Raw genomic sequence first — 23,704 nt, 5'->3', positions numbered from 1 at the left:
ACACTAATTGGCTTCTTAGCGCCGCCTTCAGTAAAGGATGGGATAGCCCATATGACTCAGCAGAAACCGGAAGCAGGCCATGATAAATTATCTAATACAGCAGAAGAGAAAGTAAACGTCATGTACGACATGACTCTGAGATGGGCGCAGCAGCTCGAGCAATCCCGGATCATTGAGTATGCCGAGCTGTTGTACCATCCATGGAGCCTCATCTGGCGCAACGTTCTGGCCGGTGTGGCCAGAGGCGTCGGAATTGCGATCGGGTTTACTTTTTTTGCAGCCACGATCATTTATATTCTGCAAATCCTGGGGGCGCTCAATCTGCCGATCATCGGGGATTATATCGCCGATATCGTCCGGATCGTACAGCGCCAGCTGGAGCTTAAAACATTTTAGCCCATTCAGCAATCGGGATCAGTAAATGTTCGGTCCGTCGCCAAGCGAATCCTCGCTTTCCAGATGTTCCGTGGCGCTCATATGCTTACGGTATTGGCCATTGCGGTAAAAAACGACGTTGCGGCCGTAAATATCCGTAGCAACAAAGCTTTCGTATGGTTCGACGAATCCGTCTAGTTCGTTGCTGGCTTCAATTTCCATATCATTGTAATCATCAACTTCGTCCTCCTCCGCCATGGCGGGAGAGTTCGAAGTACCGTAGCTTTCGACGATCTGCCAGGCGTCCTCGCCGTCAAACTCGGTCTCGTCGGCGCGCTCGTCCAGGCTCGTTCGGCCGAACGGCGGATACAGCACTAGCTCTTCTACAGGCCGGTCCCTTGATACCTTGGACTGTGGACTGTGATCCTTGCAGTAAGCCGTCTCGGGCAGAGCCTTTAGCCGCTCGATATCAATCGGCTGGTCGCATGTTAAGCAGTAGCCGTAGCTTCCTGCAGCCATCCGATCCAGTGCATCCTTTACGCGGGTTAGCCGTAACTCATCATGATTGGTGAGAGCCACGTCTTTACCGCGTTCGAACACTTCAGTTGCGATATCGCCTGGGTGATTGTCAATCGTGCTAAGCTCGCTTGTATTGTCGCGGACGCTCCCCTCTAAGCCGTAGTGGTCATTGGCGGACAGCTTGGTTTCGATGTACTGCTGCTCGGAGCGCAGCTGGGCTTCAAGCTCCGCGAGGAGCTGCTTGGTAAGATGAGGCATATAAGGTCAGGTCTCCTTTCGGCCCGGATAGTCGCATGGGCATTGTTCATAGCTTTATTTTGCGTCAAAGCACGACGATTTACCTACGGAAAATACTATCTTACATGGACGACTTAATTCCTGCTGTGCTACAATATACAGGGCTTGCATGTGGTTAATCCTACCGCCGGCTGATGCGGGGGAAATGAAAAACGAGGTGACTTTGCCGCATGATATATTTTTTGATAGCGTTAATTATTTTCCTGGTCGATCAGGGTACGAAGTATTTGATAGCTACGCGTATGGCCATTGGGGAGCAAATTCCCATTATCGGAGACTTCTTTCTGATCACTTCGCATCGCAACCGTGGCGCGGCTTTTGGAATTTTGGAGAATCAGCGCTGGTTTTTTATCATATTCACGGTCATCGTCGTAATCGGCGTTATTTGGTATTTGCAAAAAGTGAAAAAGTCCTCCAACAAATTGCTGCCTGTCGCGCTTTCGCTCGTTTTAGGCGGAACGCTGGGCAATTTCCTGGATCGGCTGCTCACCGGGGAAGTTGTCGATTTCCTGCAGTTCAATTTCGGCAGCTATACGTTCCCGATTTTTAACGTGGCGGATTCCTCGATTGTGATCGGCTTCGGGATGATCGTGCTGGACTCGTTCCTGGAAATGAAGCGGGAGAAGCAGGCCTCGGCTGTTGTGGCTGAGCAAGAGGATCAGACATGAATGAATTGAGATCTTACGAAAATGCAGAGGATAACGAAATGGAATGGCTGATTGACGAAGCGGCAGCCAAGGCGCGGGTCGATAAATTCGTGAAAGAGCAGCTCGGCGAGGATACCTCGCGTACGCAAATCCAAATTTGGATTGAAGAAGGAGCCGTGCTGGTTAACGGTACAGCTGTAAAGACCAATTACAAGCTTGCGGCAGGAGACCGTATTACGCTGACTATCCCTGAGGCAGAGTCCGTAGAAATTGTCCCGGAAGATATCCCGCTGGATATTTACTATGAAGACAGCGATGTCATCGTTGTCAACAAACCGCGGGGCATGGTCGTCCATCCTGCTCCCGGGCATTCTTCCGGTACGCTAGTCAACGCGCTGATGGCGCATTGCAAGGATTTGTCAGGCATTAATGGCGAGCTGCGCCCGGGGATTGTCCATCGGATTGACAAGGACACATCAGGGCTGATCATGGCGGCGAAAAACGACAAATCCCATGCTTCGCTGGCGGCTCAGCTGAAGGAGCATTCGGTGACACGGAGATACTTGGCGCTCGTTCATGGCAATCTGAGCCATGATCAGGGCACCGTGGATGCTCCCATCGGACGTGACCCTCACGACCGTAAAATGTACACCGTCATCGATCGCAACAGCAAGCATGCGGTGACCCATTTCCATGTTATGGAGCGCTTTGGGGATTATACGCTGCTGGAGCTGAAGCTGGAGACCGGGAGAACTCATCAAATTCGCGTGCATATGAAGTTTATCGGCCATCCGCTGGTGGGCGATCCGATGTACGGGCGAAGCAAAGGACCGAAATTCAATGGACAAGCGCTCCATGCGGCGGTTCTTGGATTTGTACATCCCTCTACGAGCGAGTATAAGGAATTTACGGCTCCGTTGCCAGCGGACATGATGGATTTGCTTCATTCGCTGCGAAGCCGCTAAATTGCCGCTGAACGCGGCTTAAAGCGGCTGAACATATATTCATGACATCCACACCTTCTGACAAGAAATCGGGCTTATGGGCCGGATTTCAGTCAGGAGGTTTTTTTGGTTCTGCATCGCCTATACGGCAAAAAATGCAAACGATAACTCGATTTATCCATTCCATGGCTGGCGGGCTTCAAGCATCATATAACGATAGACCGATGAAGGAGATGGATGAACATGACTGTACAAACAATAAATTCGGAACCCAATAAAAACACTTATATTCAGCGGCAGTTTGCAGAAAGAATTGGCGGTGCGGGTTACGGGACGGATACAGCAATCTATAAATTCGAGAAAATCAAACGGGCAAAGGCTGCTGCCAGGGCAGAGTTCCCCGATATGGAATTGATTGATCTGGGCGTAGGCGAGCCCGACGAAATGGCCGATCAGGCCATCGTGATGAAGCTGGCGGCGGAGGCGGCCAAGCCGGAAAACAGAGGTTATGCCGATAATGGCATAGCTGAGTTCAAGGAAGCCGCGGCACAATATTTGGGGAATGTGTTCGGGGTAGAGGGCATTGATCCTGCGACAGAAATCGTGCATTCAATCGGTTCCAAGCCAGCGCTGGCGATGCTCCCCTATTGCTTCATCAACCCGGGGGATGTGGCGATTATGACAGTTCCGGGGTATCCGGTACTGGGAACTCATACGAAATATTTGGGCGGGGAAGTATATCATGTACCGCTCACGGAGGAGAATGGCTTTCTCCCCGTTCTTGCAGCCATTCCGGAAGAGGTTGCCCAGAGGGCAAAGCTGCTCTATTTAAATTACCCGAATAATCCGACGGGCGCATGTGCGAGTTATGATTTTTTTGCCGAGGTTGTCTGCTGGGCTAAGAAATACGATGTCATCGTCGTTCATGATGCCCCTTATGCAGCTCTGACGTACGACAGGCAGAAGCCGCTGAGCTTTCTGTCCGTTCCGGGGGCCAAAGACGTCGGCATAGAGCTGCACTCTTTATCCAAGTCGTATAACATGACGGGCTGGCGCATCGGCTTCGTCGCCGGGAACCCGCTCATCATCAAAGCGTTCAGCGATGTGAAGGACAATTGCGATTCGGGGCAATTTATCGCGATTCAGAAGGCGGCCGCGTATGCTTTATCCAGACCGGAAATAACGGAGGCCATCGCTGCTAAGTATTCAAGAAGGCACGAGCTGCTTGTAAGCGCGCTGAATGATCTTGGCTTCGAAGCGAGGAAGCCGCGGGGTTCTTTTTTTCTATACGTAAAGGCACCTAAGGGGATAGCAGGCGGAGAGGCCTTTGGATCAGCGGAGGAATTCTCGCAGTATTTAATTCGCCACAAGTTGATTTCGACGGTGCCTTGGGACGAGGCCGGCGCTTTTGTGCGCTTCTCGGTAACGTTTGCGGCGGATGGAATTGAGGAAGAGCGAAGAGTCATTGCGGAAATTAAACGGCGCCTCGAAGGGATTTCTTTCGTATTTTAACGGCGATTGTATAAAGTGTTGTATAAATATTAGTTTTTATGTATAATCATAAAAACAACGCGATGGGCTATGCAAAGCCATTTTTTCATCCATTTCGCGTTCCAGAATATTCATCCTATATTTTCTAGGTTGCCTTCTTGACAAGATAAGGTGCTTTCTGTCATAATTCACTTAAATCAATAGCACCTTTAAATCAGTCCCGTGAGGCTGGCAAGGTAACGTGAATGGGTTGTTATGGGGAGACCTGCGCTTTTTTGTGCGGGTATCTCCCGATACTCACCCGCATGATAGTCATGGTCATTTACTGTGGCTAACGGCTCCTTGCCTGTATCAGGCAAGGAGTTTTTTTGTGCGCTATCACGGAACCAGGTGAATTTATCATCTTAGGAGGCCAATACCATGAGCATTGAAACACATGTCATTATGGATGAGACTGCAATTCGGCGGGCACTTACCAGAATTGCGCACGAAATATTGGAGCGAAACAAGGGAATTGAAGGATGCGTACTTGCAGGCATCAAAACGCGGGGTGTTTTCCTGGCGAAACGGCTTGCCGAGCGCTTGGAAGAAATTGAAGGGGCAAGCATCCCATGGGGGGAGCTGGATGTAACCTTCTACCGGGATGACCGGAACAAGACGGCGGAAGGAACGAACAGCAACACCTTCAGCCTGCCGGTACATGGCAAAAAAGTAATTTTGTTTGATGACGTTCTTTATACGGGACGCACGATTCGCGCGGCAATGGACGCGATTATGGACTGCGGGCGTCCGGAGAACATCCAGCTTGCCGTGCTTGCTGACCGCGGGCACCGGGAGCTTCCGATCCGGCCGGATTACATCGGCAAGAACGTTCCAACCTCCAAGTCCGAAGAGATTGAGGTTATGCTTCAGGAAATCGACGGAAGCGACGTTGTTCGGATTTTGCACCATCGGGAGGAGAACTGATATGGCGATGACAGCTTCCGCATTGAAAGAGCGCAGTCTGCTGGGATTAAAGCATTTAAGCGGTGCAGAAATCAACTGGATTCTTGACCGGGCCGCTTACTGGAATAGCCAGAAGGAGAAGGTAGTTCCGATTTTGAAGGACCGCTTCATCTCTAACATGTTTTTTGAGAACAGCACACGAACTCGATTCTCCTTCGAAATGGCCGAGAAACGCCTAGGAGCCGAAGTGCTGAACTTTACGGCGGCTTCGTCCAGCGTAGAGAAAGGCGAATCCATCTACGATACGGTCCGCACGCTGGAATCGATGGGCATCGATGCTGGAGTTATCCGCCTCAAGCCAATCGGCGTCTTGGAAGAGATCGCCGAGAAAGTGTCGATTCCGCTCATCAATGCCGGAGACGGCAACAATGAGCATCCGACGCAAGCGCTGCTCGACGTATATACGATGAGAAAACATTTTGGCGAGCTGAAAGGACTCAAGGTATCCATTATCGGCGATATCAAGCACAGCCGGGTAGCACGCTCGAATTTGTGGGCGCTGCAGAAATTAGGAGCGCAGGTGAAATTCTGCGCACCGGACAGCATGAAGGCACCGGAGCTCGAACGCCATGCTCCTTATGTGTCCATCGACGAGGCGATGAGCAGCGATGTGGTGATGATGCTTCGCGTACAGCTGGAGCGCCATGAAGGAGGATTCATGAACTCCGCGGTAGAGTATCGGCTAAACTACGGGATGACGGAGGAGCGGGCACGGAATCTTTCCCCGCACGCGATTATCATGCATCCTGCACCAGTGAACCGGAACGTAGAGATCGACGACAGCGTCGTGGAGCATCACCAGTCCCGCATTTTCAAGCAAATGGAGAACGGGGTTCCGATTCGGATGGCAGTTATGGAACGGGCGATGAAGCACTAATATTGTTCGCTGGCTAAACAGCGCTTATTAGAGCAGGTAACCTAGCACGGAATATAGCAATTCAATAAGCGGAGGTAAGTTATGCTACTCAAGATTACGAATGCCAATGTACTGGACGGAAACGGTCAGCTTCAGCTAAAGGATATCTATATCAGCGACGGAGTGATTGAGAAGCTTGCGGAAGCGGGAAGCCAAGGATCAAAGCCTGCGGATCAGACGATCGATGCGGGAGGCAAGCTGGTAACGCCAGGTTTTATCGATATGCATGTCCACTTGCGAGAGCCGGGCTATGAGCATAAAGAAACGATCGAAACGGGGTCCAGATCGGCAGCCAAAGGCGGGTATACGACGATCGCCTGCATGCCGAACACGCGCCCGGTCATCGACACCCCGGAAACGATCGAGCTGGTGAAGAGCAAAGCTGAAGCAGCGGGGCTGGTCAACGTCCTGCCTTACGCTGCGATTACGAAAAGCGAGCTTGGCCGCGAGCTGACGGACTTTGCGGCGCTGAAGGAAGCTGGAGCCATCGGCTTCACGGATGATGGGGTCGGCGTACAAAGCGCGCAAATGATGAAGGACGCCATGGCGCTTGCCCAGTCGCTGGACATGCCGATTATCGCCCACTGCGAGGACAACTCGCTCGTGGAAGGGGCGCCGGTCAATGAAGGGGAGTTCGCGAAGCGCCACGGCCTGAAAGGCATCCCGAACGAATCCGAGGCGATTCACGTGGGGCGCGACATCCTACTTGCGGAGGCGACAGGCGTACACTATCATGTGTGCCACGTCAGCACAGAGCAATCGATCCGCCTGATCCGGCAAGCGAAGGAGATTGGCATCCGCGTGACGGCAGAGGTATGTCCGCATCACCTGCTGCTCGCGGAGACGGACATTCCGGGCCTTGATGCGAACTGGAAAATGAATCCGCCGCTTCGTTCCCGCCGGGATGTTGAGGCATGTATTCAAGCGCTGGAGGACGGGACAATCGACATGATCGTAACGGACCATGCACCGCATAGCGAAGAGGAGAAGGCCAAGGGAATGCAGCTGGCGCCGTTTGGTATCGTCGGTTTCGAAACGGCTTTTCCACTCCTGTATACCAAGTTCGTCTTGACGGGGAAATGGGAGCTGTCCCTGCTCGTTCAGCGCATGACGGAAGATCCGGCCCGGGTATTCGGGTTAACCGCCGGAAGACTGGCACCGGGAGCTCCTGGGGATTTGACGATTGTGGATCTCGATAAGGAACAGGAGGTTAACCCGGAAACGTTCGCTTCGAAGGGGCGCAATACTCCTTTTGGCGGATGGAAGCTCAAAGGCTGGCCGGTGACGACCATCGTTAACGGCAAAGTAGTCTGGCAGGAACAATAAATTTATTGAAACGGCAACATAGACAGAACTTTTTTTATAAATTATTGATATAGATACAAAAGTCGAGCATAAAGGAGTGCGGGGAAATGCAGGCAAGATTGTTATTGGAGGACGGCACGCTGTTTACCGGAAAGTCATTCGGGGCAGAGGGCGAATTCACGGGTGAGGTCGTTTTTAATACAGGAGTTACAGGTTATCAGGAAGTCGTATCGGATCCTTCCTACTATGGTCAAATCGTGACGATGACTTATCCGCTGATCGGCAACTACGGCATTTCCAGGGACGATTTCGAGTCGCTCGTTCCAGCGATTCATGGACTCGTAGTACGCCGCTATGAGCCAATTCCGAGCAATTGGCGCGCTGAATACAGTCTGGGCGACTTACTTAAAGAGCACGGCATTCCAGGGATTTCAGATATCGATACGCGTATGCTCACGAGAAAAATCCGCCAGAACGGTACGATGAAGGGAATCATCACAACTTCTGCCAAATCGGTAGAGGAGCTAAAAGTAATGATGGCGGACGTGAAGGTTGAAGAGCTGCATAATCAAGTGGCCAACACCTCGACAAAATTCCTGTACCATAATCCGGGAACGAAGGAGCGGATCGTGCTCGTCGATTTCGGGGCGAAGAACGGAATCCTGCGCCAGTTGAACAAGCGCGGCTGCGATGTGGTTATCGTACCGCATAATACGACTGCGGAGGAGATTCGCCGGCTTAATCCAGACGGCATTCAGCTGTCGAACGGCCCTGGCGATCCGAAAGACGTGCCTCATGCCGCGAAGATGATCGCTGAGCTGCTCGGCGAATATCCGATCTTCGGCATTTGCTTAGGGCATCAGCTGCTGTCCCTGGCCTGCGGGGCAGATACAGAGAAGCTGAAATTCGGCCATCGCGGCGGTAACCACCCGGTTAAGGAGCTCGCTACGGGAAGATGCTACATTACCTCCCAGAACCACGGCTACGCGGTGAAGGAATCCTCGATTGCCGGTACGGAATTGGAAATTACACACATCAATAACAACGACAAAACGATCGAAGGCGTCAGACATAAGAAATATCCGGCATTCTCAGTGCAATATCACCCGGAGGCGTCGCCAGGTCCTCAGGATAACAATTATTTGTTTGACCAGTTCCTGGATATGATCAGAGAACATAAGCAGAATAATCCGCAAAAATCACGCCAGGCTGAAATCATGGCCGCTGCGAAGGGAGAGCTTTAATATGCCGATCAATAAAGACCTCAAGAAGATTCTCGTCATTGGTTCCGGTCCAATCGTGATCGGTCAAGCGGCCGAATTCGACTATGCCGGTACCCAGGCTTGCCAAGCTTTGAAGGAAGAAGGCGTGGAAGTCGTCCTTATCAACAGCAATCCCGCTACGATCATGACCGATACGAATATGGCGGATAAAGTATACATCGAACCGATTACGCTGGAGTTTGTTACCCAGATCATTCGTCAGGAGCGTCCGGACGGATTGCTGCCGACCCTCGGGGGACAGACCGGCTTGAACATGGCCGTAGAACTCGCCCGTGCGGGAGTTCTCGAGCAGGAGAACGTGAAGCTGCTCGGTACGCAGCTTACATCGATCGAGAAAGCGGAGGACCGCGATCTGTTCCGCGAACTGATGCGTGAGCTGGAGCAGCCGGTTCCGGAAAGCACCATCATCACAACGGTTGAAGAGGCGCTGCGCTTCGCAGATGAGATCGGCTACCCGGTTATCGTTCGTCCGGCTTATACGCTTGGCGGTACGGGCGGCGGAATTTGCGCGACGGAAGCAGAGTTGAAGGAGACGGTTGCATCCGGGATTCGCTACAGCCCGATCGGGCAATGCCTGATCGAGAAATCGATCGCCGGCATGAAGGAAATCGAATACGAGGTTATGCGCGACGCTAACGATAACTGCATCGTCGTATGTAATATGGAGAACTTTGATCCTGTCGGCGTACATACCGGCGACAGCATCGTTCTGGCTCCGAGCCAGACTCTGTCGGATCGCGAGTATCAAATGCTGCGCTCCGCATCGCTTAAAATCATCCGCGCATTGAACATCGAAGGCGGATGTAACGTACAGTTCGCGCTTGATCCGCAAAGCTTCCAATATTATGTTATCGAGGTTAACCCTCGTGTCAGCCGCTCTTCCGCTCTGGCTTCCAAGGCAACGGGCTACCCGATTGCAAAAATGGCCGCTAAAATTGCGCTCGGCTACACGCTGGACGAAATCGTCAACCCGGTTACAGGGCAGACTTACGCTTGCTTCGAGCCGACGCTCGACTATATTGTCAGCAAGATTCCGCGCTGGCCGTTCGATAAATTCATTCATGCGAACCGAAAGCTGGGAACGCAAATGAAGGCGACAGGCGAAGTTATGGCGATCGGCCGGACGTTTGAAGAATCGATCCATAAAGCCGTTCGCTCCCTGGAAATCGGCACGCACCGCCTGTACTTGAAAGGCACGGAACAACTGAGCCAAGAGACGCTCGAACAGCGGCTCGTTCAGGCCGATGACGAAAGGCTGTTCCTGGTTGCCGAAGCGTTCCGCCGCGGCTACAAGCTGCAGCAAATTCAAGATTTAACGAAAATCGACTGGTGGTTCCTGGATAAAATCGAGCGCCTCGTGCAATTCGAGCACAAGATTGCATCCGAGCCATCGTTGACCTACGAAACGCTATACGAGGCTAAACGCCTTGGCTTTACAGACCGGGCCATCGCTGAGCTGCGGGCGGCGGGCCAGCCAGGGGGAACGCATCTGACGGAAGAGAGCGTGACTCACTTCCGCAAAGAGCACAACCTGCGCCCGGTATACAAAATGGTAGACACCTGCGCAGCGGAGTTTGAAGCATCCACTCCATATTACTACTCTACTTACGAGACCGAGAACGAGGTTGTACAGACGAAGAAAGAGAAAATCGTCGTGCTTGGCTCCGGACCGATCCGGATCGGCCAAGGCATCGAATTCGACTACTCCACAGTGCATGCCGTCTGGGCCATTCAGAAGGCTGGCTATGAAGCGATCATTATTAACAACAATCCGGAGACGGTATCGACAGACTTCAACACGTCTGACCGACTCTATTTCGAGCCGCTCTTCTTCGAGGATGTGATGAACGTCATTGAAGAGGAAAAGCCGGTTGGCGTCATCGTCCAGTTCGGAGGCCAAACGGCGATTAACCTGGCAGCGCCGCTGCAGAAGGCAGGCGTGCGCATTATTGGTACATCGCTTGAGAGCATTGATGAGGCGGAGGACCGGAAGAAGTTCGAGGCGCTGCTGTCCAGACTGCAAATCGCCCAGCCTAAAGGCAGCACGGTAACCTCTGTCGATGAAGCCGTGGGGACGGCGCAATCGCTAGGCTATCCAGTACTTGTCCGCCCATCCTACGTGCTCGGCGGACGTGCCATGGAAATCGTATACTCTGACCAAGAACTGCTGAAATATATGGAGGAGGCCGTCAACATCAATCCGCAGCATCCGGTGCTTATCGACCGTTACATGCTCGGCAAAGAGGTAGAGGTTGACGCGATCTGCGACGGCGAGACGGTGCTCATTCCGGGGATCATGGAGCATATCGAGAGAGCGGGCGTGCACTCCGGAGACTCCATCGCGGTATATCCGCCGCAGCATGTATCTGACGAATTGAAGAATAAAATTGCTGACATCACGATTAAAATTGCTCGTGAACTGAAAACGGTAGGTCTCGTTAACATCCAGTTTGTCATTTACAACAACGAGGTATACGTAATCGAGGTCAATCCGCGCTCTTCCCGGACGGTTCCGTTCTTGAGCAAAGTGACAAACATACCGATGGCCAACCTAGCTACGCAATGTATTCTCGGCACCAAGCTGAAAGATCTTGGTTATACGGATGGACTATGGCCTGAGGCTGATTATGTGTCCGTGAAGGTTCCAGTCTTCTCCTTCGCGAAACTGCGCCGCGTGGAGCCGACGCTAGGTCCTGAGATGAAATCGACGGGCGAGGTTATGGGTCGCGATCCGCAGTATGCCAAAGCGCTATATAAAGGGCTAGTCGGGGCAGGGATGAAGATTCCAACCACTGGCGCGATTATAGCGACGGTTGCAGACAAAGATAAGGAAGAGGCTGTGGAAATCCTTCGCGGCTTCTCGAAACTGGGCTACAAAATCCTGGCGACGGGCGGCACGGCTGCTGCGCTCCAGGAAGCCAAGATCCATGTTACAACGGTAAATAAATTAAGCGAAGGGTCTCCAAACATTCTGGATTTGATCCGCAACGGGGAAGCCCAATTCGTAATCAATACGTTAACTAAAGGCAAGGAGCCGGAGCGTGATGGCTTCCGAATTCGCCGGGAAGCGGTGGAGAATGGCGTCGTCTGCATGACTTCGCTGGATACGGTACGCGCGCTGCTTAACATGCTCGAAACGATTAATTTCTCGTCCCAAGCGATGCCGGTCCTGTAAGATAGCAATTCAGAAATTTACGCGGCTCCGGAAGCTTTAGGCTTCGGAGCCGCAAGTATGACGGGGGGACATTAAATGAGTACATTTGAACAAGCTGCCGGGCGCCTCATGGTTGCGCTCGACTATCCGACTGCGGAAGAGGCGCGGGGGCTCATCACTCAACTGGAAGGCATCCCTTGTTACGTGAAGGTCGGGATGCAGTTGTACTATGCAGTTGGTCCTGATTTTGTAAGGGAACTGAAGAAGCGGGGGTATCGGGTGTTCTTGGATTTGAAAATGCATGACATTCCGAATACCGTGAAGGGCGGAGCGGACAGCGTAACCCGGCTCGGCGTAGACATGTTCAATGTACATGCTGCTGGAGGGCTGAAAATGATGGCTGCCGCGATGGCCGGCGCTGAGGCTGCTTTGGCCGCCGACCCGTCGCTTGCCATGCCCACGATCATTGCGGTCACTCAGCTTACGAGCACCAGTCAGGAGACCCTGAACCGGGAAATCGGCATTCCTGGAACGATGGAGGACGCTGTTGTCGCTTATGCGTCTTTAGCCAAACAAGCAGGATTGCATGGAGTTGTCGCCTCCCCGCTCGAGGTACAGGCGATCAAGAAGCATTGCGGGAACAGCTTCAAAACGGTAACGCCGGGCATCCGCCCGGCAGGCAGCGTAGCCGGAGACCAGTTCCGTACACTTACCCCAGGGGACGCGATGCGGCAAGGGACGGATTTCATCGTCGTCGGACGGCCGATTACGGAAGCCAAAGATCCGCGGCGCGCTGCCGAGCTTATTATAGAGGAGATGAAGGAAGCATGATAAATACAAATCAAATCGCTTTAGAGGTAGCAGGGAAATTGCTGGACATTGAGGCGGTCGCTCTGCGGCCGCACCAGCCCTTTACTTGGACTTCGGGCCTCAAGTCACCGATTTATTGCGATAACCGCCTGACGATGTCCTATCCGGAAATCCGCGATCTCATTGCCGAATCGTTTGCAGGCATTATTCGCAGTACTTATCCGCAGGCAGAGGTGATTGCGGGTACGGCTACGGCGGGGATTCCCCATGCGGCCTTCGTTTCCCAAAAGCTTGGGTTGCCGATGATTTATGTTCGCGACAAGGCGAAGGGCCACGGCAAGGAAAATTTAATTGAAGGCTTGGTCAAACCTGGGCAGAAGGTCATTGTCATCGAGGATCTGATCTCGACTGGCGGCAGCTCGATCAAAGCGGCACAAGCCGTACGCGAGGCGGGTGCTGAACCGCTGGCCGTGCTGGCCATCTTTAGCTATCAGCTGGATAAGGGGACGCAAGCGTTTGCTGAAGCTGGTATCCCGTTGCAAACCTTGTCCAACTATACGGCATTGATTGATGTGGCCGTACAGCGCGGCGACATTCAGCCGGAAGACCTGGAGCTATTAAATTCATGGCGGCAAAACCCGGCGTCGTTAAAGTGAAACCCAAAGAACGAAACATTTGTCTCCCTAAATGTTTCGTTCTTTATTATTTTTAGTATTGATTATAGTTATAATTTACATTATTTATTAATAGTCGGATGTAAAGTTCTCAGTGGTTTTTGGGTAGAGATTTCACAAAAAGTGTGTCTGTTGGGCAGTTCCACTATTCGAAACCCAGGGGAAACTGGGATATAATCGGGACATTGAGGAATCCCAAAGAATGCTTCTGACATATAGCAGGATATGCAGATAGACTTTTATTACGAAGTGTTTTTTTTGTAAAATTACACATATTTAATTAATATCATTTTTCACTTTTTGAACGATTATATTTAACAAGAAAGATAATAATTAGAGCCACATAACCAATTTCTAATAACCTTAAATAAAACGGTAGTGCCAAGAACGGAAATAAATCTGTTAATGGTTTGTTTGGCTGCGACTCATGAACAATTACTGTTAAGAAATTTAGTAGAAGACTGAAAAAACTACCAGTAATAAAAGTACATACAGCAATGATTAAATAAAAACGATCTTTCATGAATAATCTCTCCTATATTAAAAACTGTAGAATGTAATGAAATGTATTTAAGTGATCATTTCACTATCATTCTACAGTTAATTCTATTGTCAAATCTATAGTAATTCTACGAATATACCTTATGACCTGATACTCCAACCAACATATTGTGGAACTTCAACAGACCAGTCACCACTACCTTGATGAGTAAGTACACCACTTATTAATAAATATATGTCGTATTTTCCTTGAATGTGTTTCCAGTGATCAATCTGGTCAACATAATAAGTAGTTTTTGCAGGGACGTATGCCTCTGCAGTATATGATGCTTTTATGGATGCTTGAAATCCTAATTGTATCGCAAGTGTTTTTGCGAGTGTACCGCTTCCAGACCGTGCTGGACATCTTTAGCTATCAGCTGGATAATGGGACGCAAGCATTCAAGGAGGCGGGATTTCCCTTACAGACGTTGTCCAACTATGGAGCGCTTATTGAAGTCGCGATCGAGAAGGGCATCGTGAAGCCGGATGATTTATCCCTGCTTCAATCCTGGCGGGAAAATCCCGAATCCTTCGGAGTATAATCAAACACGAGAGCCATTCCCTTGTTACAGGGAATGGCTCTTTTTTATAAATCGAATGAATGAAATAAGTACGTGGAATAACGTTCCGCATTGCTCAGGCTTGTCCAAACATCCGGCGTTTCGCCGCCGATGTGCCAGTAAGCATAGCCGGCGATGCCCCGGCTTGCAGCCATCTGATATTTAAGCGATAGAGACCGGGAATCCTCGAGCCATAGTCTATGGGCTGCTCCGCTGGTGTAGGCGGCGTTGTACTGGCCGAGGTTCTCGTTCCATATAGGCCGGAATTTATAACGCACCATCAGATCAGTCTGCTCCTGCAGGGTGATATCCGTCGAAGCAAGAGCTGCGTTCGAGCTGCTTCCTTTGGTTGTCCAGTCTCGATTGTAGAAAGGCAGAGCCAAAATGAGCTTATGATCAGGCACGTCCTGCCGCAGCGTATCAAGACCGCTGCGCACCCAAGGCAGAGAGGAGACGGATCCCGCATAGCTCCCGCCTGCCCAATGCTCATCATATCCCATAAGCACGACGTAATCCGCATATTTGCCGATGGCCGCGTAATCGAAAGCCGCTGTCCAGTCACTGCCTAACTCTGGCGAGACATTTACCGATAGGACGGCGCCGGCGCTATGCATTTGCTCGCCCAGCAGCTTGATGAAACGGGTGAAATAGGGACGATCTTCGGGTTTTACGTTTTCAAAGTCGACGTTAATTCCCTGAAGGCCGTATTTCTGCACGGTGGACACGATACTGCGGGTAAAGTCGGCCGTTTCGGCGGACGAGGCCAGAAGCTCATGGGTGGCTTCCATATCGAAGCGGTTCCCCAGCATAGCCCATACCGCTTTGTCCTGCTGCTTGGCCCATGTGATGAGAGAAGGATCCGAGTAGTCCTGCAGCTTGCCCCCTTTTTCCAAGAAAAACCAGCGTGGAGACAAGACATTTACGTTAGAGTTTAGAACGTTATGTTCATATTGCTGCGTAGTCTGTCCGTATTGCCAGCCTATTTGAATTTTTGGGCTCATCTCTTTGCCGATTTCATCCATCCATGGCTTGTGCGCCTGTATTCGGTACAGTAGTGAGGCTGCCTCTTGGCGGGATAACGGTTGATTCGGCTGGAACATTCTCTCGTAACCACCCATGAATTGCAGCTTCGTGACCGTATTAACATAAGGCAGCGCCCACGGGGCGATTTCCGATTGATCGCGGTACGGGGATAACGCTGTTGCTGAGCTCGGCTGCTGCTTGAATGCACGAACAATCCAGGCCGCCGCTTCTTGGCGGCTCAGCGGCCGGTCCGGACTGAATGTACCTGCGCCTGTTCCTGAGGCAAGGCCGATTTCCGTGGCGGCCTGGATATAGCCGTAATACCAGGAAGACGAAGCAACATCGCTATAGGCGGGCACCTTGGCTTGAACCGGAGTGAGGCGAAGCAGGCGAACGAGCGTCGTGAGAAATTGTGCCCGGGTCATCGGCTGTTTGGGAGCAAAAAATCCGGGTTTGACTCCGGCCATGATATTATCCCGGTAAAGGGCGGCGATTTCTGTTTTGGCATAGCTGTCGCCAATGTCCTGAAACGGTGCTCCCTGAGTCAGAGCTATGGTTGGTGTCTGAAGATTGCAACTTATGGAAACAAAAAGCGTCATAGTAATGAGAAGAAATAGTTTTGCGCGCCGCTTCATCACTTCACCTCCCTTTTTTTCAAAATTGCTAGAATTTATAAACTATCAGCAGCGCTGAACCATGCCGTAATTTCTGCTATATTACGAGTCTTTGTCATCTTAACAGACTTACAGCCGCAGTTCAGTGAATAAATAATGGAAATATTATCTCAATATCGTAAAAAATGTTGTAACTTTTTGCCATGAGATTTCGTTTATAATGCTAGACGTGATGAATTAAGGGACGCGTAAAAATAGGAAGTATAGGAGACCGATACACAATGATGCGATGGTTTCGCAAAACGGTAAAATCAGAACAATCCGATGATCAAGATGTGAGCGTTATCTCGAATAATGCTGCACCAGAGGAACCCGCCCGAGAGCTCGAGAACGCGGGACAGGGGCTTGAGGAAGCTGCCGCCGCGAAGATGGCCGCAGTGCCGGAGAATAACGTGGCGACCCCGAAATCTTCGGAGCCCATTCTGTCGGTAAGGGAAGTTCACCGGACGTTTCCGGTAGGCGGGACCGATCTTCATGTGCTGAAGGGCATTAACATGGAGGTTCGATCCGGCCAGCTTGTGATGCTTAAGGGCCGATCCGGCTCTGGAAAAACGACGCTGCTCAACATGCTGGGCGGACTCGATCAGCCTACGAAAGGGGAAATCCTGTTCCGCGGGCAGCCGCTGCACCAGCTTAGCGACGACAAGCGTACGATATTGCGCCGCGACCAGATCGGCTTCATCTTCCAGGCCTATGCATTGCTGCCGCTGCTGTCGGCATGGGAGAACGTAGAGCTGTCGCTTCGGATGGCTGGCGTGCCTCCGCAGGAATGGAAGCCGCGCGTGACGCAGTGCCTGGAGCTGGTAGGGCTCGGCAAGAGAATGTTTCACCGCCCGTTCGAGATGTCGGGGGGAGAACAGCAGCGCGTAGCGATCGCCAAAGCCATTGCCCATCGCCCCAAGCTGCTTCTTGCGGATGAACCGACAGCCAACCTGGATTCCCAGATGGGTGCACAGGTGATGTCAGTATTCAAAAATATCATACATACGGAACAAGTGACGATTTGTATGACGACTCACGATCCTACAATCTTGGAGGTAGCAGACCATGTTTATGAAATGGTGGATGGAAAATTTATCGAATAAGAAGGCATGGCTCCGGACGCTGAGCCTGTTGTCATTATGTATTGTCCTAGTTGGCGCGTCCGGCTGCGGATTGCTGCCAAATGAAGAGGAGGAAGAGAATCTGCCGGTGATTACCCCGCCAACGATTTCGAAGAAGCCGGAATACGAGGTCCGGAAGGAACCGATTGAGCTGGACGTGAAAGGGACGGGGAAAGTGCTGAGTCAGCGGGAAGAGCAGCTGTATTTTTCTGATGATAAAGGGGCCACCCGTATTAAGAACGTCCGGGTGAAAGCCGGGGATAAGGTTGCCGCAGGCGACATTCTGATCGAACTGGACGTCGAGGAGCTGCAGAAGCAGCTTCGCAAGAAGCGCCTGGACTTCCGCAAGCAGGAGATCGCGATGAAGGAAGCGCTGCGCACGAAGGACGAGAAAGAGGAATATGAATTCGAGGAATCCGCCATCGTGTTCGAGGAAGCGCGCCAGGAGTTGGTCGATCTCGAGCAGCAAATTGCGGACGGAACTTTACGGGCACCGTTTGCGGGCACAATCGTGTCCTTAAAGGCAGAGAAGGGCGGTACGATCAAGGCCTATGAATCACTTGGCGTCATCTCCGATACTTCGGCGCTTGTGGTTGGCGCCACGTTCAGCAAGGATGATCTGCAGAAGCTTGCCGTCGGGATGAAGGCCACCGTTGATATTAATACGTTTGGCAAATTTGACGGAAAGGTTAAAGTTATGCCTTCCTCAACAGATAGCGGCAACAATGGGGGCAATAACGGCGGAGGTCAAAATGGAACCCCTCCGGAGAAGGACTCTATTGATAAGTACCTGATCGTTGAATTGGATAAATGGCCTGAAGATCTGGGACGTGGTGCGATGCTGACCGTAAGGATCGTCACCCAGCGTATTGAGGATGCGGTGGTGATTCCGATTTCGGCACTGCGGACAGTAGGGTCGCGTACTTACGTACAGGTGATCGAGCCGGACGGAACGAAGCGCGAAGCGGACGTTGAGGTAGGAGTTCAAACTCCGACTGATGTGCAGATTGTAAAAGGACTAGAGCCGGGGCAGAAAGTAGTGGGTCGCTAATGGGTGTTCCTTTATTACGCTTGCTGTTCCGCAAAATGTGGAACACGAAATGGTTGACGCTTAGTACGTTGTTGGGACTTGTCGTCGCTGTCTCATTCACAGTAAGCATACCGATGTACTCGGATGGGGCATTAAAGCGGGTTGTCTCGAATTCTTTGAAGGAAGAAAGCAAGGGTTTGCCTGCCGGCTCCCTGCTGATGAGCTATCAGGCTGCGGGCGGAGCAAAGACGGATTTTGCCGGTCTGGAGAACGTTCATTCGTATATCGTAAATGAAGTGCCTGAGGAGATCGGATTCCCGCAGCAAACTTTTGTTAATACGCGTTCTATTCGTACGTCTGAGGTGTACCCTCAAGATCCGACAAAGGTGGATGCCAGCCGAAAAAGAGCGATGTCCATCGTCTCGATGAGCGGTCTTGTGGAACATATTTCAATCACAAACGGGAAAGTGTTCTCGGACCAAGTCGAGGACGGATATATAGATGCCTTGATGCTGGAAGAAGCGATGTTTCGCCAAGATCTGCATGTCGGCGCGGTGATGGAATATCCCGTGATTGGCAAATCAGACCTGACTCTTAAAGTAAGAATCGTGGGCACATTCCAGCCTTTGCAAGAGGGCGATCCTTATTGGTATCAAGGCTTTGAAGGCATGATGAACCAGTTTTACGTCAGCGAGAAAGCTTTTAATGAGGGATTGCTAACAAAATTAACGGTGCCGCTGCACAACTCCGGGTGGTACTACGCATTCGATCTTAGGGAGATCAAGACGAGCCAGCTGTCACCGCTCCAGAGCACGCTGGATCGCCTGAACGTAGAGCTGTACCAGAAGCTGAAGGATACAAAGGTGGATATTTCTTTCGGCGGTTTGTTGAATGATTTCCGCAAACAAAGCCTGCAGATGCAAACGCTGCTGTTCACATTGGCCGCTCCGATGATTGCTATGGTGTTCTATTATATCGTCATGAATGCGCGCCAATCGCTCGACAAACAGCAAAGCGACATTGCCGTGCTGCGAAGCCGCGGAGCTTCGACGAGGCAGATCGTGTTCATCTATCTGCTGGAAGGGCTGCTGCTCGGGCTGGCGGCGATGATTATTGGTCCGCTGCTCGGCTGGTTCATGTCCAAGAGCATCGGGGCGGCTGACGGCTTCCTGGCCTTCGTGAACCGCAAGTCGATTCCAGTGGGCTTTAATATGGACGCCTTGGCTCTAGGCGGCGCTGCCGTCATTATTGCAATTCTAGCCACGCTGATACCAGCTATTTCATATGCGAGGTCTTCGATTGTCAATGCGAAGCAAAAACAGGCCCGCTCGGACCGGAAGCCCGGCTGGCAGCGGTATTTTCTGGACATCGTCCTGCTTGGCATTGCGGGTTATGGATATTACCTGTTCATGGACCGTCAAATGATCACGTTCCAGACAGGGATGACCACGGATGAGCTGCAGGTTCAGCCGTTCCTGTTCTTCGTGCCGGCTATTGCGATATTCTCAATGGGTTTGTTTTTCCTGCGCGTATTCCCGTGGCTGCTCAAGCTGATCGGCTGGATCGGGAAAAAGTGGCTGCCGGTGCCCTATTATTTAAGTCTGACGCAGTTATCACGTTCGTCGACATCCTATTATCCGCTCATGATTTTGCTCGTTCTGACTTTGGGCCTCGGGGTTTATAACGCCTCGGCCGCCCGGACGATCGATGTGAATTCGACGGAACGGACACTTTATAAATATGGGACAGATGTAATTATGCAGGCCGTTTGGACAGGAACGCCAGAGAAAACGACAACGCCTCCAAACCAAGGCCAGGGTGGCGGACAGGGCGGCGGACAGCCAGGAGGAAATCCCGGGGCTGGCGGACCTGGCGGACCTGGCGGCGGTCAAGGCGGGAATACCCCGCCAGCGAAGATGGTATATAATGAAGAACCGCCGTTTCAGGCCTTCCGTGAACTGGATGGCGTGATGCATGCCGCTCGCGTGCTGCAGACGAAAGGGAACATCATCGTTTCGGGGCGCTCGGCCGGCCAGGGAACTTTAATGGGGATCGACAATACGGATTTTGCACAGGTTGCCTGGTTCCGGAACGATTTGTTCCCGGCACATCCATTTCAGTATTTGAATTTATTAGGAATGAATGAAGCCGCTGCGATTATTCCGTCCAATTTTGCCGAGAAGCATAAATTGAAGCAGGGCGATATTTTCTCCGTATCGTTAACGGATGGCGCCATTGAATTGGCCGTCTATGGCATTGTGCCTTACTGGCCGAGCCAGTACCCTGACGAGAAGCCTTTTATTATCGCCAATTTGGACTACATCAACGATCAGCTTCCGCTTATTCCATATCAGGTATGGCTTAAGATGGAGGAGGGAGCGAAAGTGGCCCCACTGATGGAGAAATTGAAGGAGAAGCAAATCGAACTTTATTCCGTAGAGGATGTGCGCACCGTATTATCCGTGCAGAGCAAGCATCCTACCCGCGGCGGGGTGTTCGGCATCCTTAGCCTCGGATTCCTCGTATCCGTTATCGTGTCTTTGATCGGTTATGTGCTGTACTGGTTCTTCAATCTGTCGGGCCGTGTCGTGCAATTCGGTATTTTGCGGGCGATGGGATTGTCGAAGAAGCAGCTTACATTGATGCTATTGGCCGAACAAATATTGACCGCCGGCTTATCCATTGTGCTTGGCATCGCCATTGGCAAGGTGGTCGGTAAACTGTATTTGCCGTTCCTGCAAACCGCCGATAACGTAACGACCCAGGTTCCGCCGTTCAGAATCATCTTCGATTCCAAGGATACGTTCCAGCTCTATGTCGTAGTATTTGTCATGCTGGCGCTGGGAGCCGGTCTTCTGTTCTGGCAAATTCGCAGATTGCGGGTGCATCAAGCGGTCAAGATGGGAGAGGAGCGGTAAGATGGCAATGATTCATTGCGAAGGACTCGTTAAAATCTTTAAGACCGAGGAGATTGAAGTCGTTGCTCTTCAAGGGCTGAATTTGACCGTAGAGCAAGGGGAAATGATGGCGATCATCGGGAACAGCGGCAGCGGCAAATCTACGCTGCTGAACATCCTGGGCGGTCTCGACCGGCCTTCTGCCGGCCAGGTTCATGTCGGGGGCTGGGACTTGCTGAAGATTCAGGACGACCAATTAGTGGAGTACAAACGAAATACCGTCGGTTTTGTATGGCAAAATAATGCGCGAAATCTGCTTCCGTATTTGACGGCGCTGGAGAACGTGGAAATGCCGATGCTGCTGTCCGGCAAGCTGGATCGCGCTTACGCGAAGCAGCTGCTGGAGTGGGTTGGACTCAAGGACAGGATGCATAACAAGCTCCATCAGCTGTCTGGGGGAGAGCAGCAGCGCGTGGCCATCGCCATCTCGCTATCGAACCGGCCGAAGATGCTGCTGGCGGATGAGCCTACGGGCTCGGTCGATACGGCGACCTCCGACCAAATTATGCGAATCTTCCGGGAAGTGAACAAGGAGCTTGGCATTACGATCGTGATCGTCACGCATGATTTGGAATTGGCCGGAAAGGTTGACCGTGTCGTCGCGATTCGGGATGGCTTAACGAGCACCGAGTTCGTAAAACGCAATCCGAATTTGGATCAGGCCAGCGGCGAGCCCGGCTCTCAGGGCGGAGGGCTTCAGGAGGTTCACGAAGCCTTCGTCGTGGTTGACCGGGTGGGCCGCCTGCAGGTTCCTAAGGAATACTTGGAGGCTGTTGGTATCGGAGGCCGGGCCAGCATGGAATTCGACGGGGAGAAAATTGTAATTACAGCACCGAAACCTTTAGAGGGGGATAAGCAATGAACAACAGGTATAGTGGAAAAATCCGCAAAGTAATGACTTTCGCTTTGGCTGCGAGTTTAACCGTCGGCTTGCTTGCCGGCTGCAGCAGCGCCGGCAAAGTCAAGGACAGCAAGGAAGAAAAGGTGCTGCGCATCGGTATGCTGTACGGCTCAAACGATGATTCCTGGTTTCGGCAGCAATACACCGATATTTATGAGTTCAATAACAATGTAAGGATCGAAATCGTGCCGGCGGTAGACCAGTCCGAATATCGCTACAGAGATTACAGCAACAATGAACAGTACGTCGAGCCGGATTACTTCGAGGGCATGAAGAAATTGATGACGGGGAACAATCCGGTGGATATCATCATAGCGGATACCGGTACCCTGAAACGGCTGGCCGAGGAGAATTTGCTCAAGCCGCTGGATCCGATGATTCAGGAGGATAAGTTCGATACCTCCGATATTGTGCCGGTAGTCATCGATACGCTTAAGGATATTGGCGGAGACAACAAGCTGTACGGACTCTCGCCGACCTTCAGCTCGTCCGCGTTATTTTATAATAAGAAAATTTTTGCGGATGCAGGAGTCGAACCGCCGACGGACGGCATGACCTGGGATGAGGTGTTCGATAAAGCTCGTGTGGTCTCTAAGGGAGAAGGGAAGGATCGGGTATTCGGCTTCTCCTTCAACCGTTATTTAGGCAGTGATCCTTATTGGGATATGCAAAGCAGTTACGTAACCCCGCTTGAGCTTCGAGTGTACGACGAGAAAGCTGAACTGATGACGGTCAATTCACCGCAATGGCAAAAGGTGTGGGATACGATCAGCAAGCTGGCGAAGGATAAAACCATTCCGAGTTCAGCAAATATGAATATGGAAGAGTATTACTCGGAAGACAATTACAGTCCGATCAGTGGCGATTTGTTCTTGTCGGGCAAGCTCGCCATGATGATCAGTGACGGCTATTATATTAATGAGATCGTAGAAGCCAATAACAATGCAGACAAGATTAAAAATTACAGCCCGGTGGACTGGGATATCGTGACGATGCCGGTGCATCCGGAGAAGCCGGGGATTGGCAGCAATATTTGGATCGGAAATACGTTCTCAATCAACAGTGCCGCTCCAAACGCCGAGACTGCTTGGGATTTCATTAAGTTTGTAAACGGGGAGGATTTCGCTAAGTTGAGATCCCGCAGCAACTCGTATGAAATGGTGTCCCGGAAATCGTTCATTACGCCGAAGGCCGGTCAGTCTTATAATATTGATGCATTTTATCAGTTGAAGCCTGTACCGCCAGCTAGCGCCGCCGAAGAAAAACTAGCGCGTGATATCCCGGGGCTGTATAACATTACGAACTCAGGAAGACCGCATTTCCAGGAAGTGCTTGAGGACAAGAAATCAGTGGCAGAAGCGCTGAAGGAATGGGAAGAGAAGGGGAATAAAATGCTGCTGGAGCTGAAAAAGAACCCGAAAGCCCAGTTTAATGAGGATGGCTCGGTATTTGAAATGCACTAATTATAAAATCTCGCCGGATTTTGATCTGGC

General features: G+C 51.5%; 20 protein-coding genes. 17 read left to right on the top strand and 3 right to left on the bottom strand.

Features of this window, described 5'->3' with window-relative positions:
- The first annotated feature begins 51 nt into the window (after positions 1-51).
- Positions 52-396 carry a DUF5665 domain-containing protein gene (locus tag QNH46_RS16040; RefSeq protein WP_283925176.1) on the top strand — a complete coding sequence of 115 codons (345 nt, stop codon included), beginning with the start codon at positions 52-54 and terminating at the stop codon, positions 394-396.
- Positions 397-414: 18 nt separating this feature from the next.
- Here QNH46_RS16040 and QNH46_RS16035 read toward each other — a convergent pair whose 3' ends face one another.
- A complete protein-coding gene (locus QNH46_RS16035) occupies positions 415-1,152 on the bottom strand; it encodes a TraR/DksA C4-type zinc finger protein (RefSeq protein WP_283925175.1) in 738 nt (245 codons plus the stop codon).
- Positions 1,153-1,361: 209 nt separating this feature from the next.
- On the opposite strand from QNH46_RS16035, the gene lspA reads away from it, so the two are divergent.
- The 10 genes from lspA to pyrE all read left to right on the top strand — a co-directional run bounded on the left by lspA (position 1,362) and on the right by pyrE (position 13,402).
- The gene (gene lspA / locus QNH46_RS16030; RefSeq protein WP_283925174.1) at positions 1,362-1,859 is read left to right on the top strand and encodes a signal peptidase II; all 498 of its coding nucleotides are present in this window, start codon (positions 1,362-1,364) and stop codon (positions 1,857-1,859) included.
- Positions 1,860-1,897: 38 nt separating this feature from the next.
- Positions 1,898-2,803: an RluA family pseudouridine synthase gene (locus QNH46_RS16025; RefSeq protein ID WP_430691945.1), complete on the top strand. Its 906-nt coding sequence runs from the start codon at positions 1,898-1,900 to the stop codon at positions 2,801-2,803.
- Between the two features lie 222 nt (positions 2,804-3,025).
- Positions 3,026-4,294: an LL-diaminopimelate aminotransferase gene (locus tag QNH46_RS16020; protein ID WP_430691837.1), complete on the top strand. Its 1,269-nt coding sequence runs from the start codon at positions 3,026-3,028 to the stop codon at positions 4,292-4,294.
- A gap of 399 nt (positions 4,295-4,693) precedes the next feature.
- Positions 4,694-5,239: a bifunctional pyr operon transcriptional regulator/uracil phosphoribosyltransferase PyrR gene (gene pyrR, locus QNH46_RS16015; protein WP_213590276.1), complete on the top strand. Its 546-nt coding sequence runs from the start codon at positions 4,694-4,696 to the stop codon at positions 5,237-5,239.
- A gap of 1 nt (position 5,240) precedes the next feature.
- Positions 5,241-6,155: an aspartate carbamoyltransferase catalytic subunit gene (locus tag QNH46_RS16010; protein WP_283925172.1), complete on the top strand. Its 915-nt coding sequence runs from the start codon at positions 5,241-5,243 to the stop codon at positions 6,153-6,155.
- A gap of 81 nt (positions 6,156-6,236) precedes the next feature.
- Positions 6,237-7,520, top strand: coding sequence for a dihydroorotase (gene pyrC / locus QNH46_RS16005; protein WP_283925171.1), 1,284 nt, complete (start codon positions 6,237-6,239; stop codon positions 7,518-7,520).
- 86 nt (positions 7,521-7,606) lie between these two features.
- The gene (gene carA / locus QNH46_RS16000) at positions 7,607-8,743 is read left to right on the top strand and encodes a glutamine-hydrolyzing carbamoyl-phosphate synthase small subunit (RefSeq protein WP_283925170.1); all 1,137 of its coding nucleotides are present in this window, start codon (positions 7,607-7,609) and stop codon (positions 8,741-8,743) included.
- A 1-nt stretch (position 8,744) separates the two neighbouring features.
- A complete protein-coding gene (gene carB / locus QNH46_RS15995) occupies positions 8,745-11,957 on the top strand; it encodes a carbamoyl-phosphate synthase large subunit (RefSeq protein ID WP_283925169.1) in 3,213 nt (1,070 codons plus the stop codon).
- A gap of 75 nt (positions 11,958-12,032) precedes the next feature.
- Positions 12,033-12,767 carry an orotidine-5'-phosphate decarboxylase gene (pyrF, locus tag QNH46_RS15990; RefSeq protein ID WP_283925168.1) on the top strand — a complete coding sequence of 245 codons (735 nt, stop codon included), beginning with the start codon at positions 12,033-12,035 and terminating at the stop codon, positions 12,765-12,767.
- Positions 12,764-13,402, top strand: coding sequence for an orotate phosphoribosyltransferase (pyrE, locus tag QNH46_RS15985; RefSeq protein WP_283925167.1), 639 nt, complete (start codon positions 12,764-12,766; stop codon positions 13,400-13,402). The genes pyrF and pyrE overlap by 4 nt, the downstream gene beginning before the upstream one ends.
- 304 nt (positions 13,403-13,706) lie before the next feature.
- Here the strand turns inward: pyrE and QNH46_RS15980 are convergent, their stop codons facing one another.
- Positions 13,707-13,943 carry a hypothetical protein gene (locus tag QNH46_RS15980; RefSeq protein WP_155610366.1) on the bottom strand — a complete coding sequence of 79 codons (237 nt, stop codon included), beginning with the start codon at positions 13,941-13,943 and terminating at the stop codon, positions 13,707-13,709.
- Between the two features lie 316 nt (positions 13,944-14,259).
- Between QNH46_RS15980 and QNH46_RS15975 the strand changes: the two genes are divergently transcribed.
- Positions 14,260-14,505 (top strand): hypothetical protein, encoded by a 246-nt coding sequence (locus QNH46_RS15975; protein WP_430691836.1) that lies wholly within the window; start codon positions 14,260-14,262, stop codon positions 14,503-14,505.
- Between the two features lie 44 nt (positions 14,506-14,549).
- Here the strand turns inward: QNH46_RS15975 and QNH46_RS15970 are convergent, their stop codons facing one another.
- The gene (locus QNH46_RS15970; protein ID WP_283925166.1) at positions 14,550-16,181 is read right to left on the bottom strand and encodes an S-layer homology domain-containing protein; all 1,632 of its coding nucleotides are present in this window, start codon (positions 16,179-16,181) and stop codon (positions 14,550-14,552) included.
- Positions 16,182-16,444: 263 nt separating this feature from the next.
- On the opposite strand from QNH46_RS15970, the gene QNH46_RS15965 reads away from it, so the two are divergent.
- Genes QNH46_RS15965 through QNH46_RS15945 form a run of 5 tightly spaced genes read left to right on the top strand, consistent with a single transcriptional unit; the run spans position 16,445 to position 23,674 of the window.
- Positions 16,445-17,305, top strand: coding sequence for an ABC transporter ATP-binding protein (locus QNH46_RS15965; protein WP_430691944.1), 861 nt, complete (start codon positions 16,445-16,447; stop codon positions 17,303-17,305).
- Entirely contained in the window at positions 17,268-18,374 is a 1,107-nt protein-coding gene (locus QNH46_RS15960; protein ID WP_283925164.1) for an efflux RND transporter periplasmic adaptor subunit, read from the top strand. Before QNH46_RS15965 ends, QNH46_RS15960 begins: the two co-directional genes overlap by 38 nt.
- Positions 18,374-21,271, top strand: a complete 2,898-nt coding sequence (locus tag QNH46_RS15955; RefSeq protein WP_283925163.1) for an ABC transporter permease — start codon at positions 18,374-18,376, stop codon at positions 21,269-21,271. Before QNH46_RS15960 ends, QNH46_RS15955 begins: the two co-directional genes overlap by 1 nt.
- 7 nt (positions 21,272-21,278) lie before the next feature.
- Complete coding sequence (locus QNH46_RS15950) at positions 21,279-22,172, top strand: ABC transporter ATP-binding protein (protein WP_213590697.1); 894 nt, start codon at positions 21,279-21,281, stop codon at positions 22,170-22,172.
- On the top strand, positions 22,169-23,674 hold the full coding sequence (locus tag QNH46_RS15945; RefSeq protein WP_283925162.1) for an ABC transporter substrate-binding protein: 1,506 nt from the start codon (positions 22,169-22,171) through the stop codon (positions 23,672-23,674). The genes QNH46_RS15950 and QNH46_RS15945 overlap by 4 nt, the downstream gene beginning before the upstream one ends.
- The last annotated feature ends 30 nt before the right edge of the window (positions 23,675-23,704 follow it).

The organism is Paenibacillus woosongensis (genome assembly GCF_030122845.1).
Classification (GTDB): domain Bacteria; phylum Bacillota; class Bacilli; order Paenibacillales; family Paenibacillaceae; genus Fontibacillus; species Fontibacillus woosongensis_A.
Note: the sequence above shows the minus strand (reverse complement) of the source record. Positions and strands in the feature narration are given on the sequence as shown.

Coding starts and splice junctions, on each gene's coding strand:
- lspA (WP_283925174.1), top strand. CDS start 1,362: ATGATATATTTTTTGATAGCGTTAATTATTTTCCTGGTCGATCAGGGT.
- pyrE (WP_283925167.1), top strand. CDS start 12,764: ATGATAAATACAAATCAAATCGCTTTAGAGGTAGCAGGGAAATTGCTG.
- carB (WP_283925169.1), top strand. CDS start 8,745: ATGCCGATCAATAAAGACCTCAAGAAGATTCTCGTCATTGGTTCCGGT.
- QNH46_RS16020 (WP_430691837.1), top strand. CDS start 3,026: ATGACTGTACAAACAATAAATTCGGAACCCAATAAAAACACTTATATT.
- carA (WP_283925170.1), top strand. CDS start 7,607: ATGCAGGCAAGATTGTTATTGGAGGACGGCACGCTGTTTACCGGAAAG.
- QNH46_RS16010 (WP_283925172.1), top strand. CDS start 5,241: ATGGCGATGACAGCTTCCGCATTGAAAGAGCGCAGTCTGCTGGGATTA.
- QNH46_RS15980 (WP_155610366.1), bottom strand. CDS start 13,943: ATGAAAGATCGTTTTTATTTAATCATTGCTGTATGTACTTTTATTACT.
- QNH46_RS16025 (WP_430691945.1), top strand. CDS start 1,898: ATGGAATGGCTGATTGACGAAGCGGCAGCCAAGGCGCGGGTCGATAAA.
- QNH46_RS15950 (WP_213590697.1), top strand. CDS start 21,279: ATGATTCATTGCGAAGGACTCGTTAAAATCTTTAAGACCGAGGAGATT.
- QNH46_RS15955 (WP_283925163.1), top strand. CDS start 18,374: ATGGGTGTTCCTTTATTACGCTTGCTGTTCCGCAAAATGTGGAACACG.
- QNH46_RS15970 (WP_283925166.1), bottom strand. CDS start 16,181: ATGAAGCGGCGCGCAAAACTATTTCTTCTCATTACTATGACGCTTTTT.
- pyrR (WP_213590276.1), top strand. CDS start 4,694: ATGAGCATTGAAACACATGTCATTATGGATGAGACTGCAATTCGGCGG.
- pyrC (WP_283925171.1), top strand. CDS start 6,237: ATGCTACTCAAGATTACGAATGCCAATGTACTGGACGGAAACGGTCAG.
- QNH46_RS15945 (WP_283925162.1), top strand. CDS start 22,169: ATGAACAACAGGTATAGTGGAAAAATCCGCAAAGTAATGACTTTCGCT.
- QNH46_RS16040 (WP_283925176.1), top strand. CDS start 52: ATGACTCAGCAGAAACCGGAAGCAGGCCATGATAAATTATCTAATACA.
- QNH46_RS15965 (WP_430691944.1), top strand. CDS start 16,445: ATGCGATGGTTTCGCAAAACGGTAAAATCAGAACAATCCGATGATCAA.
- QNH46_RS16035 (WP_283925175.1), bottom strand. CDS start 1,152: ATGCCTCATCTTACCAAGCAGCTCCTCGCGGAGCTTGAAGCCCAGCTG.
- pyrF (WP_283925168.1), top strand. CDS start 12,033: ATGAGTACATTTGAACAAGCTGCCGGGCGCCTCATGGTTGCGCTCGAC.
- QNH46_RS15975 (WP_430691836.1), top strand. CDS start 14,260: ATGCTTGAAATCCTAATTGTATCGCAAGTGTTTTTGCGAGTGTACCGC.
- QNH46_RS15960 (WP_283925164.1), top strand. CDS start 17,268: ATGTTTATGAAATGGTGGATGGAAAATTTATCGAATAAGAAGGCATGG.